This window comes from Streptomyces ambofaciens ATCC 23877, from assembly GCF_001267885.1.
Taxonomy (GTDB): domain Bacteria; phylum Actinomycetota; class Actinomycetes; order Streptomycetales; family Streptomycetaceae; genus Streptomyces; species Streptomyces ambofaciens.
In genome coordinates this window covers 2,062,578-2,078,420 of sequence record NZ_CP012382.1, presented here as the reverse complement: position 1 = coordinate 2,078,420, position 15,843 = coordinate 2,062,578, and the positions used below count along the sequence as shown (strand labels likewise).

Here is a 15,843-nt window from a genome sequence, read left to right as displayed (position 1 = left end):
GCTACGCCGACGCCGGCGGGTACAGGGACCGCGGCAGCCGCGAAGCCGCCGCCGCGTCCAACAGCCACAACGTGCGGGAGCGGCCCCGCGCCCCGGCCGCCGGGGCCTGGATCTCGCCCGCGTCCGAGAGGGCCATCGCGACCGCGTTCGCCTTGTCCTCACCCGCCGCGAGCAGCCACACCTCACGGGCCGTGCGGATGGCCGGCAGGGTCAGCGAGACGCGGGTGGGGGGCGGCTTGGGCGAGCCGTGGACGCCGATCACCGTGCGCTCCGTCTCCCGTACGCCCGGGTGCTCCGGGAAGAGCGACGCCACGTGCGTGTCCGGGCCGACGCCCAGCAGCAGGACGTCGAAGGACGGCACCGCGGCGTGGTTCTCGGGGACGGAGGCCTCGGCCAGCTCCCGCGCGTACGCGGCCGCCGCGGCCTCCACGTCCGAGCCGTACGGACCGTCGGACGCCGGCATCGCGTGCACCCGCCCGGGGTCCAGCGGCACCGAGTCCAGCAGGGCTTCCCGGGCCTGGGTGACGTTGCGCTCCGGGTCGCCCTCCGGCAGGAAGCGCTCGTCGCCCCACCACAGGTCCAGGCGGCTCCAGTCGACGGCGTCCCGGGCCGGGGAGCCCGCGAGCGCGGCCAGCAGGCCGTTGCCGTTGCGGCCACCGGTGAGGACGACGGACGCGCTGCCCCGGGAGGCCTGCGCGTCCACGATCTTCGTGAGCAGCCGTGCCGCCGCGGCCTGGGCCATCAGCTCCTTGTCGCGGTGCACGACCAGTTGGGGAGTGCTCACTTCGCCGCCGCCTTCTTCACCGGTGCCTTCTCCTGCGCCGCGTCCTTCGCGCGGGCCTTCGCGACCGTCCCGACGGGAGCGGCGACCGCGACGGCCCCGCCGCCGTCACCGCCCGCGTCCCCTTTGCGGGGCGCGTTGAGCCGGTCCACCCCGAACCGCAGCGCCGAGGCGTACGTGTCGTCCGGGTCGAGGCGCCGCAGCTCCTCCGCGATCAGCTCGGCCGTCTCGCGGCGCTTGAGCGCGACCGCGCGGGCCGGCTGACCCTGGATGGACAGGTTCGCCAGCGAGCCGTCGGCCCGGTCCAGGACCACCGGACCGCAGTCGGTGTCCATCCGGACCGCAGTCAGACCCGGGCCGTTCGACACGGTGCGCTCGACCGGGACGTCCAGCCGGTCCGCCAGCCACATCGCCAGCAGTTCGCAGCTCGGGTTGTCCGCCTCGCCCTCCACCTCGACCGACTGCACCTTGCAGTCGACCTGGTCCAGGGCCGCCGCCAGCATCGAGCGCCACGGCGTGATGCGGGTCCAGGACAGGTCGGTGTCGCCCGGCGTGTAGGCGTCGGCCCGGGCGGCGAGCTCCCGTACCGGCTGCTCGCAGGCGTAGGTGTCGGTGACCCGGCGCTGGGCCAGCGCGCCCAGCGGGTCCCCGGCCGGGTTCAGCGGCGCGTTCACCGGCCACCACACCACGACCGGCGCGTCCGGCAGCAGCAGCGGCAGGACCACCGACTGGGCGTGGTCGACGACGTCGCCGTACAGGCGCAGCACGATCGTCTCGCCGGTGCCCGCGTCGGCGCCGAGGCGTACCTCCGCGTCCAGCCGGGACTTCGTGCGGTCCCGGGGCGAACGAGAGACCCGCTTGATGACCACGAGCGTGCGTGAGGGGTGCTCGTGCGCGGCGTCGCTCGCGGCCTTCAGCGCGTCGTAGGCGTTCTCCTCGTCGGTGACGATGACCAGCGTGAGCACCATGCCGATGGCGGGCGTGCCGATGGCCCGGCGCCCCAGCACCAGCGCCTTGTTGATCTTGCTGGCCGTGGTGTCCGTGAGGTCTGTCTTCATGGCCGGCGCCAGCTCCGTCCGTCTCGCTCGAGCATTTCGTCCGCCTCGACGGGGCCCCAGGTGCCGGCCGGGTACTGCGCCGGGGTGCCGTGCTGGTCCCAGTACTGCTCGATCGGGTCGAGGATCTTCCAGGACAGCTCGACCTCCTCGGTGCGCGGGAAGAGGTTCGCGTCGCCGAGCAGCACGTCGAGGATGAGGCGTTCGTACGCCTCCGGGCTGGACTCCGTGAAGGACTCGCCGTAGGCGAAGTCCATGGACACGTCCCGGATCTCCATCGAGGTGCCCGGCACCTTGGAACCGAAGCGGACGGTGACGCCCTCGTCGGGCTGGACGCGGATGACGATCGCGTTCGAGCCGAGTTCCTCGGTGGCCGTCGTGTCGAAGGGGGAGTGCGGGGCCCGCTGGAAGACGACCGCGATCTCCGTCACCCGGCGGCCGAGCCGCTTGCCGGTGCGCAGGTAGAAGGGGACGCCCGCCCAGCGGCGGTTGTCGATGCCCACCTTGATCGCGGCATAGGTGTCGGTCTTCGACTTCGGGTCGATGCCCTCCTCCTCCAGGTAGCCGACGGCCTTCGCGCCGCCCTGCCACCCGGCCGCGTACTGGCCGCGCACCGTGTCCCGGCCCAGGTCCCTGGGCAGCCGGACCGCGCCGAGCACCTTGGTCTTCTCCGCGGCCAGCGCGTCCGCGTCGAAGGAGGCGGGCTCCTCCATGGCGGTCAGCGCGAGCAGCTGGAGCAGGTGGTTCTGGATGACGTCGCGGGCGGCGCCGATCCCGTCGTAGTAGCCGGCCCGGCCGCCGATGCCGATGTCCTCGGCCATGGTGATCTGCACGTGGTCGACGTACGACCGGTTCCAGATCGGTTCGAACATCGTGTTGGCGAACCGCAGCGCCAGGATGTTCTGGACGGTCTCCTTGCCCAGGTAGTGGTCGATGCGGAAGACCTGGTCGGAGCCGAAGACCTCGTGGACGATCGCGTTGAGTTCCTCGGCCGACCTCAGGTCGTGGCCGAAGGGCTTCTCGATCACCGCGCGGCGCCAGGAGCCGTTCGTCTGGTCGGCCAGCTGGTGCTTCTTCAGCTGCTGGATGACGACCGGGAAGGACTTCGGCGGCACCGACAGGTAGAAGGCGAAGTTGCCTCCCGTGCCCTGCGCCTTGTCCAGGTCCTCGATGGTGGCGCGCAGCCGTTCGAACGCGTCGTCGTCGTCGAAGGTGCCCTGGACGAAGCGCATCCCCTGGATGAGCTGCTGCCAGACCTCCTCGCGGAACGGCGTACGGGAGTGTTCCTTGACGGCGTCGTGCACGACCTGGGCGAAGTCCTCGTGCTCCCAGTCGCGGCGGGCGAAGCCGACGAGCGAGAAGCCCGGCGGCAGCAGACCACGGTTCGCGAGGTCGTACACGGCGGGCATGAGCTTCTTGCGGGACAGATCACCGGTGACGCCGAAGATGACCAGACCCGACGGCCCCGCGATGCGCGGGAGCCGTCGGTCTGCGGGGTCACGCAGCGGATTGCTGCTTGACAATTTCTAGCCCTCCGAGGGAGCGAGGCGCTTCAGCTCGGCCTCGGTCGACTTCAGCAGGTCGTTCCAGGAGTCCTCGAACTTGTCGACGCCCTCCTTCTCCAGCAGCTGGACCACCTCGTCGTAGCCGATCCCGAGCTTCTCGACGGCGTCGAGGTCGGCGCGGGCCTGCTCGTAGGTGCCGGCGACGGTGTTCCCGGTGATCTCGCCGTGGTCCTCGGTGGCCAGCAGCGTCGCCTCCGGCATGGTGTTCACCGTGTTGGGCGCGACCAGGTCGGTGACGTACATGGTGTCGCTGTACGCCTTGTCCTTCACGCCGGTCGACGCCCACAGCGGACGCTGCTTGTTGGCGCCGGCCTTCTCCAGGGCGCTCCAGCGGTCCGTCGAGAAGACCTCCTCGTACGCCTGGTAGGCGAGACGGGCGTTGGCGACGGCGGCCTTGCCGCGGGCGGCCTTGGCCTCGTCGGTGCCGAGCGCGTCGAGGCGCTTGTCGATCTCGGTGTCCACGCGGGACACGAAGAAGGACGCCACGGAGTGGATCCGGGAGAGGTCCAGGCCGCGCTCCTTGGCCTTCTCCAGGCCGGTCAGGAAGGCGTCCATGACCAGGCGGTAGCGCTCCAGCGAGAAGATCAGCGTCACGTTGACGCTGATGCCCAGGCCGATGACCTCGGCGATCGCCGGGATGCCGGCCTCGGTCGCCGGGATCTTGATGAGCGTGTTGGGCCGGTCCACCAGCCAGGCGAGCTGCTTGGCCTCGGCGACCGTCGCCTTGGTGTTGTGCGCGAGGCGCGGGTCGACCTCGATGGAGACCCGCCCGTCCTTGCCGCCGGTGGCGTCGAAGACGGGGCGCAGGATGTCGGCGGCGTCGCGGACGTCCGCCGTGGTGATCATGCGGATCGCCTCTTCGACCGTGACCTTGCGGAAGGCCAGGTCGGAGAGCTGCTGGTCGTAACCGTCGCCCTGCGAGATCGCCTTCTGGAAGATCGACGGGTTGGTGGTGACGCCCACGACGTGCTGCTGGTCGATCAGCTCGGCGAGGTTGCCGGACGTGATCCGCTTGCGCGACAGGTCGTCCAGCCAGATCGCGACGCCTTCATCGGAGAGGCGCTTGAGTGCGTCTGTCATGGAAAATGCATCTCCTACGTGTCGTGTACGGGCGTCAGCGCTGGGCTGCGGCGATCGATTCCCTCGCCTGGGCGGCCACGTTCTCGGCGGTGAAGCCGAACTCCTCGAAGAGCAGCTTGCCGTCGGCCGAGGCACCGAAGTGCTCCAGGGAGACGATCCGGCCGGCGTCCCCGACGTACTTGTGCCAGGTGAGACCGATCCCGGCCTCCACCGCGACCCGCGCCCTCACGGACGGAGGCAGGACGCTGTCCCGGTACCCCTGGTCCTGCTGCTCGAACCACTCCACGCACGGCATGGACACCACGCGCGTCGGCACGCCGTCGGCCTGGAGCGCCTCGCGGGCCTCCACGGCCACGTGCACCTCGGAACCGGTGGCGATCAGGACGACCTCGGCCTCGGCGCTCTGTCCTTCGGGCCCCTCGGCGTCGAACAGCACGTAGCCGCCCTTGGCCGCGTCCTCGTTCGCCTCGTACGTCGGCACGCCCTGGCGGGTCAGCGCCAGACCGTGCGGCTGGCCCTTGCCGAACTCCTTGGTCCAGCGGCGCAGGACCTCACGCCAGGCGATGGCGGTCTCGTTGGCGTCGGCCGGACGGACCACGTTCAGACCCGGGATGGCGCGCAGCGAGGCGAGGTGTTCGACGGGCTGGTGGGTCGGACCGTCCTCACCGAGGCCGATGGAGTCGTGCGTCCACACGTACGTCACCGGCAGGTGCATCAGCGCGGACAGGCGCACCGCGTTGCGCATGTAGTCGGAGAACACCAGGAAGGTGCCGCCGTAGATGCGCGTGTTGCCGTGCAGCGCGATGCCGTTCATCTCCGCGGCCATCGCGTGCTCGCGGATGCCGAAGTGGATGGTGCGGCCGTACGGGTCCGCCTCGGGCAGCGGGTTGCCCGCCGGGAGGAAGGACGACGTCTTGTCGATCGTCGTGTTGTTCGAGCCGGCCAGGTCGGCCGAGCCGCCCCACAGCTCGGGGACGACCGCGCCGAGCGCCTGGAGGATCTTGCCGGAGGCGGCACGGGTGGCCACACCCTTGCCGGTCTCGAAGACCGGGATCTTCTCCTCCCAGCCCTTGGGGAGCTCGCCCCTGGCGATCCGGTCGTACTCGGCGGCGCGCTCGGGGTTGTTGTCCCGCCACTGCTGGTAGGCCTTCTCCCACACGGCGCGGGCCGCCTGGCCCTTCTCCAGCGCCTTGCGGGTGTGGCCGATGACCTCGTCGGAGACCTCGAAGGTCTTCTCCGGGTCGAAGCCCAGCACGCGCTTGGTCGCGGCGACCTCGTCGTCGCCGAGCGCCGAGCCGTGCGCGGCCTCGGTGTTCTGCGCGTTCGGGGCGGGCCAGGCGATGATCGAGCGCATCGCGATGAAGGAGGGGCGGTCGGTGACCTTCTTCGCCGCCTCGATCGCGTCGTAGAGCGCGTTCGGGTCCAGGTCGCCGTCCGGCTTCGGGGCGACGCGCTGCACGTGCCAGCCGTACGCCTCGTACCGCTTGCAGGTGTCCTCGGAGACGGCGGTCTCGGTGTCGCCCTCGATCGAGATGTGGTTGTCGTCCCACAGCAGGACCAGGTTGCCGAGCTTCTGGTGGCCGGCGAGGGAGGAGGCTTCGGCGGAGATGCCCTCCTGGAGGCAGCCGTCACCGGCGATGCAGTAGACGAAGTGGTCGAACGGGGAGGTGCCCTCGGCGGCCTCCGGGTCGAACAGACCGCGCTCGTAGCGGGCGGCCATCGCCATGCCCACCGCGTTGGCGACACCCTGGCCGAGCGGGCCGGTCGTCGTCTCCACGCCCGTGGTGTGGCCGTACTCCGGGTGACCGGGGGTCTTGGAGCCCCACGTCCGGAAGGACTCGAGGTCCGCCAGCTCCAGGCCGAAGCCGGCCAGGTACAGCTGGGTGTAGAGGGTCAGGGACGAGTGGCCGGCGGACAGCACGAAACGGTCGCGTCCGACCCAGTTCGCGTCGGCCGGGTCGTGCCGCATCACCTTCTGGAAGAGGGTGTAGGCGGCGGGCGCCAGGCTCATCGCCGTACCCGGATGGCCGTTGCCAACCTTCTGTACGGCATCGGCGGCCAGGACGCGGGCGGTGTCCACGGCCCGCTGGTCCAGTTCGGTCCACTCGAGGTCTGTGGTGGTCGGCTTGGTGCTCACCCTGAGTCAGGGCTCCTCTCCACATGTCGGATGCCGGTGCACGGGTGCACCGGCTGCCGGCGCGTCCGTGAGTCGGCCGGCCGTTGTCGAGCCTACCCCCGTAAGTACGTGCGTTTTTCCGCTGGAAACCAGACTGCCGGGACTCTTCGCGATCCGCCTGTCGACTGGGTGAAACCGCATTCGGCAAGTGAATACGGAGCCGCTCATCTGACCGCTCAATCGACTCTCCGAACGCACGTCGGAGCGCCCTCGCCAACACGACCCCACCCCCGCGAAGGCCGAGGTACGGGCAACGTCTAAAGTGGCGTGGTACGCGCGAGCCTTTACCGCCACTTCACACGGCGGGGCTTGCTGGGATGTCTCTGTCAGGGGTGTGCGTGACGGCCGTTGAATCCCGTCCTGCGGGGGTTATCGGGACGAGCCAGAGCCCGAGTCACCGGCCGTTCGGGGCCCGTGTCAAGGCGTTCGTGGCGCTGACCAAGCCGCGGATCATCGAGCTTCTGCTGATCACCACCGTTCCGGTGATGTTCCTGGCCGAGCAGGGTGTTCCGGATCTGAAGCTGGTGCTGCTGACCTGCGTCGGCGGCTACCTGTCCGCGGGCGGCGCGAACGCGCTGAACATGTACATCGACCGCGACATCGACGCGCTGATGGACCGGACCTCGCAGCGTCCGCTGGTGACCGGCATGGTCAGCCCGCGCGAATGCCTCGCGTTCGGTATCGGCCTGGCCGTCGTCTCCACGCTGCTGTTCGGTCTCACCGTCAACTGGCTGTCGGCCTGGCTCTCGCTCGGTGCGCTCCTCTTCTACGTGGTCGTCTACACGATGATCCTCAAGCGCCGCACCTCGCAGAACATCGTCTGGGGCGGTATCGCCGGCTGCCTGCCGGTGCTCATCGGCTGGTCGGCCGTGACCAACTCGATGTCCTGGGCGCCGGTCATCCTCTTCGGCGTGATGTTCTTCTGGACGCCCCCGCACTACTGGCCGCTGTCCATGAAGGTCAAGGAGGACTACGCACGCGTCGGCGTGCCGATGCTCCCGGTCGTGGCCTCCAACAAGGTCGTCGCCCGGCAGATCGTCCTCTACAGCTGGGTGATGGTCGGTGTGTCGCTGCTGCTGACGCCGCTCGGCTACACCGGCTGGTTCTACACGGCGGTGGCCCTGCTGGCCGGCGGCATGTGGCTGTGGGAGGCCCACGGGCTGCAGAACCGCGCCAAGGCCGAGGTCACGGGCGGCAAGCTCAAGGAGATGCGGCTGTTCCACTGGTCGATCACCTACGTGTCGGTCCTGTTCCTGGCGATCGCGGTGGACCCCTTCCTGCGCTGAGCGCCTGCTCGCCGAACAACCGTTCCAGAAGAGCGTCCGACGGGCGGGGTGCGTGGCCAAGGCCACGCACCCCGCCCGTCGCCGATTGATCTACCCGTCGGTAGCATCCTGGTCATGGCAGACACGCAGCAGGTTGACGCGAAGGCCGAGCGCGAGGCGGCCCGACTCGCCCGGCGGATCGACTCCTTCTCCAAGGCGCACGGCGGCGCCGAGGGCCAGGTGGCCTACCTCGGCGAGCGCGGCGCCCGGATCGTGCTCGTCGGCGCGGACGGTGCCTGGGGCGACCTCGTCGCGCGCTCCCACCAGACGGCCCACAAGGCCGTGGAGAAGTCGGGCATCACCGTCCACGAGGACTTCGACGGCGAGTTCGCGGCCAAGGTGGAGACCGGCCCCTACGAGTGGTCGCGCATGGCGGGCATCCAGGTGGGCGGGCCGAGCAACACCTGAGACCGGGTTCACCCGTTAGGACCGTGGAGAGCCGCAAGGCGTACGAGCCGCGAGGCGCACGGTCCCATCACGGGGAGTCCGGATGATCGAAACGCCGTCCCTGGTGGACCAGTACTGCCACGGCGTCCTGAGAACGGAGCTGGGCCTCGGCACCTTCGAGGCCCAGCTGGCCCGTACCGAGGGCCCGCCCGCGCCGGGCACCACCCTCTTCGACACCCAGACCGGCTTCGCGGTACGCCGCTGGTGCCCGCCCCTGCTCGGCCTGGAGCCGCACTGCCCGCCCGCCCACTACCTGGCCCGGCGCCGCGAACTGGGCGTCCTGGAGGCCGACCGCCGGCTGCTGCGGGGCAGCGGCATCACGACCTACCTGGTCGACGCGGGGCTGCCCGGTGACCTCACGGGCCCCGCGGAGATGGCCCGCGCCGCGGACGCCGACACCCACGAGATCGTGCGCCTGGAACTGCTGGCCGAGCAGGTCGCCGACACCTCCGGCACCGTCGACTCCTTCCTCGCCAACCTCGCCGAGGCCGTGCACGGCGTCGCCGCCGACGCGGTCGCCTTCACCTCGGTCGCGGGGGTACGGCACGGTCTGGCCCTCGCGCCCGAGCCTCCCGGGCCGGGCGAGGTGCGCGGCGCCGCCGCCCGCTGGCTGACCGGACGCGAGGTCGGCGGCGAGCTGAGCGACCCCGTCCTGCTGCGCCACCTGCTGTGGATCGCCGTCGCCTCGGGGCTGCCGCTCCAGCTGCACGCCGGCCTCGGCGAGCCGGGCCTGCGCATCGACCGCACCGACCCGGTCCTGCTCACCGACTTCGTGCGGGCCACCGCGGGCCTCGGCACCGACCTGATCCTGCTGCACGGCTACCCGTACCACCGCCACGCCGCCCACCTGGCCGGCGTCTTCCCGCACGTCTACGCCGACTCCGGCGCCGCCCTGGTCCGCACCGGTGCCCGCGCGGCGACGGTGCTGGCGGAGATCCTGGAACTGGCGCCCTTCGGCAAGATCCTCTTCTCCAGCGGAGCCCAGGGCCTGCCCGAGCTGCACGTGGTCGCGGCCCGGCTGTTCCGCGACGCCCTCGGCAGGGTGCTGGGCACCTGGGTGGCCGAGGGGGCGTGGTCCCTCGGGGACGCGCAGCGGGTGGCGGAGATGATCGCGTCGGGGAACGCCGAGCGGGTCTACGGGCTGGAGTGAACCCGGCGCCCGTACGAAGCGGGCAGGTCCGCGGCGGTCAGCCGGCCCGGAGCTGTCCGGGCCGACCGGGAGCGGCGTGGGCCGGCCGGGAGCCGACTGGGCCGGCCCGGAGCTGCCCGGGCCGACCCGAAGTCACCGGGGACCGGCCATCGACACGCTCGGCGCCTCGTACTCCTGGGCCGGCAGCCCGGGTGCCGTCTCCCGCGTCCGCTCGCGCAGCGCCAGCAGCACCCGCAGCGTCGCGATCCACACCAGGCAGGAGCCGAACATGTGCAGCCCGACCAGGACCTCGGGGAGGTCGGTGAAGTACTGCACGTAGCCGATGACGCCCTGGGCGAGCAGCACCAGGAACAGGTCACGGGTGCGGGCCAGCGGGCCCTTGGGCGCGTCGACCGCCTTCAGCACGAACCACAGGGCGAAGGTGAGCGTCACGACGATCCAGGCCAGGACGGCGTGCGCCTTGCTCACCGTCTCCCAGTCGATCGGCATCCGCTCGACCTCGCTGGAGTCACCCGCGTGCGGGCCCGCACCGGTGACCACCGTGCCCACCGCGATCAGCAGGGCGGAGACGACGATCATCACCCACACCAGCTGACGGACGGAGCCGCCGACCAGCGGGCGCGGGGCCCCGTCCCCCTCCCGGGTGCGCTGCCACATCACGGTCGCGACCGCGATCAGCGCGCTGGACAGCAGGAAGTGCGCCGCGACGGTGTACGGGTTGAGGCCGACCAGGACCACGATGCCGCCGAGGATCGCGTTGCCCATCACGATCCAGAACTGTGCCCAGCCGAGCCGCGTCAGGCTGCGCCGGTACGGCTTCTGCGACCGCGCGGCGATGATCGCCCAGCCGACCGCGGCGCACAGCACGTAGGTCAGCAGGCGGTTGCCGAACTCGATGACGCCGTGGAAGCCCATCTCGCTGGTGGTGGTCAGCGAGTCGTCGGTGCACTTGGGCCAGGTCGGGCAGCCGAGGCCCGAGCCGGTCAGGCGCACCGCGCCGCCGGTGATCACGATGACCACCGACATGGCGAGCGCGACGAGGACCGCCCGCTGAACCGTCCGGGGGTCCGGGGTCCAGCGCGCGGCGATGAAGGCGAGCGGGTTGCGCACGGCGGCTGCGGTGTCGGCACGGGTCACGTTTGGCACGCGGTCCATCGTAGGCGCCCGCTTGTGCACGCTTTCACGAGGGTCGTCCATCGGGCGTCGTCCTACTCCCAGCGGAAGAACTTCCCGGCCGCCGCGAGGCCGGCGACCGCCCACACCGCGAGGATCCCGAGGTCGCCCCACGGCATCCCGGCCCCGTGCTGGAGCACGTCCCGCAGCCCGTCCGACAGGGCGGAGATCGGCAGCAGTCCGAGCACGCTCTGCGCCGCCTGCGGGAACTTGTCCAGCGGCACGATCACACCGCCGCCCACGAGCAGCAGCAGGAAGACCAGGTTGGCCGCGGCCAGCGTCGCCTCGGCCTTCAGCGTGCCCGCCATGAGCAGCCCGAGCCCCGAGAAGGCGGCCGTGCCGAGGACCAGGAGCAGCAGCACGGCGAACGGGTTGCCGTGCGGCGACCAGCCCAGCGCGAAGGCGATCACGGTGAGCAGGACGATCTGGAGCACCTCGGTGACCAGGACGGACACCGTCTTTGCGGTCATCAGACCCCAGCGCGGCAGCGGTGAGGCGGCCAGCCGCTTCAGCACCCCGTACCGGCGTTCGAAGCCGGTGGCGATGGCCTGCCCGGTGAACGCCGTCGACAGCACGGCGAGGGCCAGGACGCCGGGGGCGAGGAAGTCGACGGCCTCTCCGGCGCCGGTGTCGATGATGTCCACGGAGCTGAACAGCACGAGCAGCAGCGTCGGGATGACCACCGTCAGCAGCAGCTGCTCGCCGTTGCGCAGCAGCATCCTGGTCTCCAGCACGGCCTGCGCGGCGATCATGCGGCCGAGCGGCGCGCCGCCGGGCTTCGGCGTGTAGGTGCCGGTGGTGGTCGTCATGAGCGCAGTTCCTTGCCGGTCAGTTCCAGGAAGACGTCCTCCAGGGTGTGCCGCTCCACCGAGATCCGGTCCGGCATCACCCCGTGCTGGGCGCACCAGGAGGTCACCGTCGCCAGCAGCTGCGGGTCGATCTTGCCGTTGACGCGGTAGGAGCCCGGGGTCAGCTCGGCCGCCGTGGAGTCCGCGGGCAGCGCCTTGAGCAGCGAGGCGACGTCCAGTCCGGGCCGGCCGGAGAACCGCAGGGTGTTCTCGGCGCCGCCGCGGCACAGCTCCTCGGGGGAGCCCTGCGCGACGACCCGGCCGGCGTCGATGATGGCGACGTCGTCGGCGAGCTGCTCGGCCTCGTCCATGTGGTGCGTGGTGAGGATCACCGCGACGCCGTCGCCGCGCAGGTCCCGGACGAGGTCCCAGGTGGCGCGGCGGGCCTGCGGGTCCAGGCCGGCCGTCGGCTCGTCCAGGAAGACCAGCTCCGGCCGGCCGACCACGGCCATCGCGAGGGCGAGGCGCTGCTGCTGGCCCCCGGAGAGCCTGCGGTACGCGGTCCGGCCGCACGAGCCGAGGCCGAGCCGCTCGATCAGCGCGTCGACGTCCAGCGGGTGGGCGTGCAGCTTCGCGACGTGGCGCAGCATCTCGTCGGCGCGGGCGCCGGAGTAGACGCCGCCGGACTGGAGCATCACGCCGATCCGGGGCCGCAGCTCGGGGCCCTGCCGCACCGGGTCGAGACCCAGGACGCGCACGGTGCCGGAGTCCGGCTTCCGGTATCCCTCGCAGGTCTCGACCGTGGTCGTCTTGCCCGCCCCGTTGGGGCCGAGCACGGCGGTGACACCCGCCCTGGCCGCCAGGTCGAGGCCGTCCACCGCGGTCTTCGTGCCGTACCGCTTCACCAGGGCCTGGACCTGGACCACGGGCTCGCTTCGCATGGGTCACGAGTCTAGGTAGGCGACCGGGGGTACGGGCGCGGGGGTGCGGGATGTCCTCCGGAGGGGGAGGGCGGGGCACTGCCCGGCGGGGCTCGCGCGGGGGCGCACGATGGCGCGCGGGTGGTCGTGGAGCGGGTGCACGCGAGGGCGGTGCACCGCGTGGCGCCTTCTCGCGAGGCCGGTGCGCCGCGCGGCGCCTACTCGCGAGGTCGGTGGACCGGCAGCCAGCGCTGTGCGTACGCGACCGCGTCGGCCAGCGGGAACAACCGGGCGACGGCGGCGCCGATCCGCCCGCGCCCCACCGGCCGGTCCCGTTCGAAGTCGTGCCCCAGTTCGTCGAACCGCTCCGAGGTGATCGACACCTCGGTCACCCGCTCCCAGCCCACCGGGCCCGGCCGCCCCACCTCCACCACCGGGGAGGGAATCCGGTACTCGGCGAGATGGAAGGCGGTGCACGCCTCGTAGCCGGCGCCCATCAGCAGCACCCGGGCGCCCAGCCGCTCCAGGGTCGCCAGCGGACTGCGCTCGCCGAGCCGGCAGTCGGTCGCGTGCCCGGCCACCACTTCGGCGGCGCGCGGGCCGACGGCCGCGAACGACGTCTGCGGATGCGCGCTGCGCCGGGCGCCCGGCCAGGTCCGCACGGTCTCGGGGATCACCCCGACGCCCCGCGAGGGCGTGACCAGGGGATCGTAGGGGGGCATCGCCCGACGGACGGTGTCCCACCACTCCTCGGGCACCGGCGGGCTCTTCCACAGGGCGGGGTCCGAGAGGTCGCCGGTCTGTGTGGGGACGACCAGCGTGCCGTCCGGTGCGAGCGCGTCGAGCAGTCCCTGGACCACCGCGACGGGCCCGCCGCAGACCCATCCGAGGGAGCTGAGGGAGGAGTGCACGAGGAGGGTGTCGTCGGTCCGCACACCCATCTCGCGCAGCCCGGCGGCGATCGTGCCCCGGGTGACGAGTGGGCCGGTGGGAGGGGGTGTGGGCATGTCGCGGAGTGTCCCGCAGACCGGTCCGGGACGCCACCGGATTGATCGATCAAAGATCGTTTCCGCAGGTCAGATTAGGTATACCTAAGTGACGCAGGGCACCGTCCGATGATCCGGACGTGGGTTGCCCGCCTCGAAGGAATTACGCAACAATGGCGTTGTGAAAAACGTTGGCGAGGCTCCGCAGGAGGAACTCGCGACCGGTGAGCGGTCCACCCGCAACCGCGTCGCGCGCTCCATCCTGGACCACGGGCCGTCGACCGTCGCCGAGCTCGCCGGGCGCCTGGGCCTGACCCAGGCGGCCGTCCGGCGCCATCTCGACGCGCTGGTCGCCGACGACGTGGTCGAAGCCCGGGAACAGCGGGTCTACGGCACGCGCACGCGCGGGCGGCCCGCCAAGGTCTTCGCGCTGACCGACTGCGGCCGGGACGCCTTCGACCAGTCGTACGACAAGCTGGCCGCCGACGCCCTGCGCTGGATCGCCGAGCAGGAGGGCGGGGAGCAGGCGATCGCCGCCTTCGCCCGGGCCCGGATCGCCGGTCAGGCCGGCGCGTACCGCAAGGCGGTCGAGTCGGCCGCCCCCGGCCGGCGCACGGAAGCGCTGGCCAAGGCCCTGAGCGCGGACGGGTACGCTGCTACCGCGCGGAGCGCGCCCCACCCCCAGCAGGGCGAGCAGCTGTGCCAGCACCACTGCCCGGTCGCCCATGTCGCCGAGCAGTTCCCGCAGCTGTGCGAGGCGGAGACGGAATTTTTCGCCGAGCTGCTCGGTACGCATGTACAGCGGCTCGCGACCATCGCGCACGGCGACGGGGTCTGCACCACGTTCATTCCGAAGACTTCGCACGCGCCGCCCGCGGCGCAAGCGCCCACGAACACCGCTAACGCATCTGCAAGCACGGCCGGGAGGAACCCCGCATGACTCTCCCCACGGAGACTGCTCACCCTGAGCTCGAGGGCCTGGGCAAGTACGAATACGGCTGGGCCGACTCCGACACGGCCGGCGCCTCTGCCAAGCGCGGCATCAACGAGGACGTCGTCCGCGACATCTCCGCGAAGAAGAACGAGCCGGAGTGGATGACCAAGCTCCGTCTCAAGGGCCTGCGCCTCTTCGAGAAGAAGCCCATGCCGAACTGGGGCTCGGACCTGTCGGGCATCGACTTCGACAACATCAAGTACTTCGTGCGCTCCACGGAGAAGCAGGCGGAGTCCTGGGAGGACCTGCCCGAGGACATCAAGAACACGTACGACAAGCTCGGCATCCCCGAGGCGGAGAAGCAGCGCCTCGTCGCCGGTGTCGCGGCGCAGTACGAGTCCGAGGTCGTCTACCACCAGATCCGCGAGGACCTGGAGGAGCAGGGCGTCATCTTCCTGGACACCGACACCGCGCTGAAGGAGCACCCGGAGCTCTTCAAGGAGTACTTCGGGACCGTCATCCCCGTCGGTGACAACAAGTTCGCCTCGCTGAACAGCGCGGTGTGGTCCGGCGGCTCCTTCATCTACGTGCCGAAGGGCGTGCACGTCGAGATCCCGCTCCAGGCCTACTTCCGTATCAACACGGAGAACATGGGCCAGTTCGAGCGGACCCTGATCATCGTCGACGAGGGTGCCTACGTGCACTACGTCGAGGGCTGCACCGCCCCGATCTACAAGTCGGACTCGCTGCACTCCGCGGTCGTCGAGATCATCGTCAAGAAGAACGCCCGCTGCCGCTACACGACCATCCAGAACTGGTCGAACAACGTCTACAACCTGGTCACCAAGCGCGCCGTGGCGTACGAGGGCGCGACCATGGAGTGGATCGACGGCAACATCGGCTCCAAGGTGACGATGAAGTACCCGGCCGTCTACCTGATGGGCGAGCACGCCAAGGGCGAGACCCTCTCCATCGCCTTCGCGGGCGAGGGCCAGCACCAGGACGCCGGCTCCAAGATGGTCCACATGGCGCCGAACACCTCCTCCAACATCGTCTCCAAGTCCGTGGCGCGCGGCGGCGGCCGTACGTCCTACCGCGGTCTCGTGGAGATCGGTGAGGGCGCCCACGGCTCCAAGTCGAACGTGCTGTGCGACGCGCTCCTCGTCGACACGATCTCGCGCTCCGACACGTACCCGTACGTGGACGTCCGCGAGGACGACGTGTCCATGGGCCACGAGGCGACCGTCTCCAAGGTCTCCGAGGACCAGCTCTTCTACCTGATGAGCCGCGGTCTGAGCGAGTTCGAGGCGATGGCGATGATCGTGCGCGGCTTCGTCGAGCCGATCGCCAAGGAGCTGCCGATGGAGTACGCCCTGGAGCTGAACCGGCTGATCGAGCTGCAGATGGAAGGCGCGGTCGGTTAAGACCCGCCCCGAAGCAGTCGCCAGATATCTGACGTAGGA

General features: G+C 70.9%; 14 protein-coding genes. 5 read left to right on the top strand and 9 right to left on the bottom strand.

Annotation, left to right across the window (positions count from 1 at the left end):
* Window position 1 precedes the first annotated feature (1 nt).
* The 5 genes from pgl to tkt are packed head-to-tail and all read right to left on the bottom strand — an operon-like array spanning window position 2 to window position 6,618.
* Window positions 2-784, bottom strand: a complete 783-nt coding sequence (pgl, locus tag SAM23877_RS09395) for a 6-phosphogluconolactonase (protein ID WP_053128888.1) — start codon at window positions 782-784, stop codon at window positions 2-4.
* Complete coding sequence (gene opcA / locus SAM23877_RS09390) at window positions 781-1,839, bottom strand: glucose-6-phosphate dehydrogenase assembly protein OpcA (protein WP_053128885.1); 1,059 nt, start codon at window positions 1,837-1,839, stop codon at window positions 781-783. Before opcA ends, pgl begins: the two co-directional genes overlap by 4 nt.
* Window positions 1,836-3,359: a glucose-6-phosphate dehydrogenase gene (gene zwf / locus SAM23877_RS09385; RefSeq protein ID WP_053128884.1), complete on the bottom strand. Its 1,524-nt coding sequence runs from the start codon at window positions 3,357-3,359 to the stop codon at window positions 1,836-1,838. The genes opcA and zwf overlap by 4 nt, the downstream gene beginning before the upstream one ends.
* Before the next feature lie 3 nt (window positions 3,360-3,362).
* Complete coding sequence (gene tal, locus SAM23877_RS09380; protein WP_053128882.1) at window positions 3,363-4,481, bottom strand: transaldolase; 1,119 nt, start codon at window positions 4,479-4,481, stop codon at window positions 3,363-3,365.
* 34 nt (window positions 4,482-4,515) lie between these two features.
* Complete coding sequence (gene tkt, locus SAM23877_RS09375; protein ID WP_053128880.1) at window positions 4,516-6,618, bottom strand: transketolase; 2,103 nt, start codon at window positions 6,616-6,618, stop codon at window positions 4,516-4,518.
* A 356-nt stretch (window positions 6,619-6,974) separates the two neighbouring features.
* On the opposite strand from tkt, the gene SAM23877_RS09370 reads away from it, so the two are divergent.
* The 3 genes from SAM23877_RS09370 to SAM23877_RS09360 all read left to right on the top strand — a co-directional run bounded on the left by SAM23877_RS09370 (window position 6,975) and on the right by SAM23877_RS09360 (window position 9,579).
* The gene (locus tag SAM23877_RS09370) at window positions 6,975-7,943 is read left to right on the top strand and encodes a heme o synthase (protein WP_418080494.1); all 969 of its coding nucleotides are present in this window, start codon (window positions 6,975-6,977) and stop codon (window positions 7,941-7,943) included.
* A gap of 114 nt (window positions 7,944-8,057) precedes the next feature.
* Window positions 8,058-8,390, top strand: coding sequence for a hypothetical protein (locus SAM23877_RS09365; protein WP_053128871.1), 333 nt, complete (start codon window positions 8,058-8,060; stop codon window positions 8,388-8,390).
* A gap of 82 nt (window positions 8,391-8,472) precedes the next feature.
* Window positions 8,473-9,579: an amidohydrolase family protein gene (locus SAM23877_RS09360; RefSeq protein WP_053128869.1), complete on the top strand. Its 1,107-nt coding sequence runs from the start codon at window positions 8,473-8,475 to the stop codon at window positions 9,577-9,579.
* A gap of 132 nt (window positions 9,580-9,711) precedes the next feature.
* On the opposite strand, the gene SAM23877_RS09355 is transcribed toward SAM23877_RS09360, so the two are convergent.
* The 4 genes from SAM23877_RS09355 to SAM23877_RS09340 form a co-directional block, all read right to left on the bottom strand.
* A complete protein-coding gene (locus tag SAM23877_RS09355; RefSeq protein WP_244902925.1) occupies window positions 9,712-10,734 on the bottom strand; it encodes a COX15/CtaA family protein in 1,023 nt (340 codons plus the stop codon).
* A 53-nt stretch (window positions 10,735-10,787) separates the two neighbouring features.
* Complete coding sequence (locus tag SAM23877_RS09350; RefSeq protein WP_053128866.1) at window positions 10,788-11,561, bottom strand: ABC transporter permease; 774 nt, start codon at window positions 11,559-11,561, stop codon at window positions 10,788-10,790.
* The gene (locus tag SAM23877_RS09345; protein ID WP_079030106.1) at window positions 11,558-12,481 is read right to left on the bottom strand and encodes an ABC transporter ATP-binding protein; all 924 of its coding nucleotides are present in this window, start codon (window positions 12,479-12,481) and stop codon (window positions 11,558-11,560) included. The genes SAM23877_RS09350 and SAM23877_RS09345 overlap by 4 nt, the downstream gene beginning before the upstream one ends.
* A gap of 197 nt (window positions 12,482-12,678) precedes the next feature.
* A complete protein-coding gene (locus SAM23877_RS09340) occupies window positions 12,679-13,467 on the bottom strand; it encodes an AAC(3) family N-acetyltransferase (RefSeq protein ID WP_053128862.1) in 789 nt (262 codons plus the stop codon).
* Between the two features lie 160 nt (window positions 13,468-13,627).
* Between SAM23877_RS09340 and SAM23877_RS09335 the strand changes: the two genes are divergently transcribed.
* A complete protein-coding gene (locus SAM23877_RS09335) occupies window positions 13,628-14,386 on the top strand; it encodes a helix-turn-helix transcriptional regulator (RefSeq protein WP_053128860.1) in 759 nt (252 codons plus the stop codon).
* Entirely contained in the window at window positions 14,383-15,804 is a 1,422-nt protein-coding gene (gene sufB / locus SAM23877_RS09330; RefSeq protein WP_003976894.1) for a Fe-S cluster assembly protein SufB, read from the top strand. The genes SAM23877_RS09335 and sufB overlap by 4 nt, the downstream gene beginning before the upstream one ends.
* The last annotated feature ends 39 nt before the right edge of the window (window positions 15,805-15,843 follow it).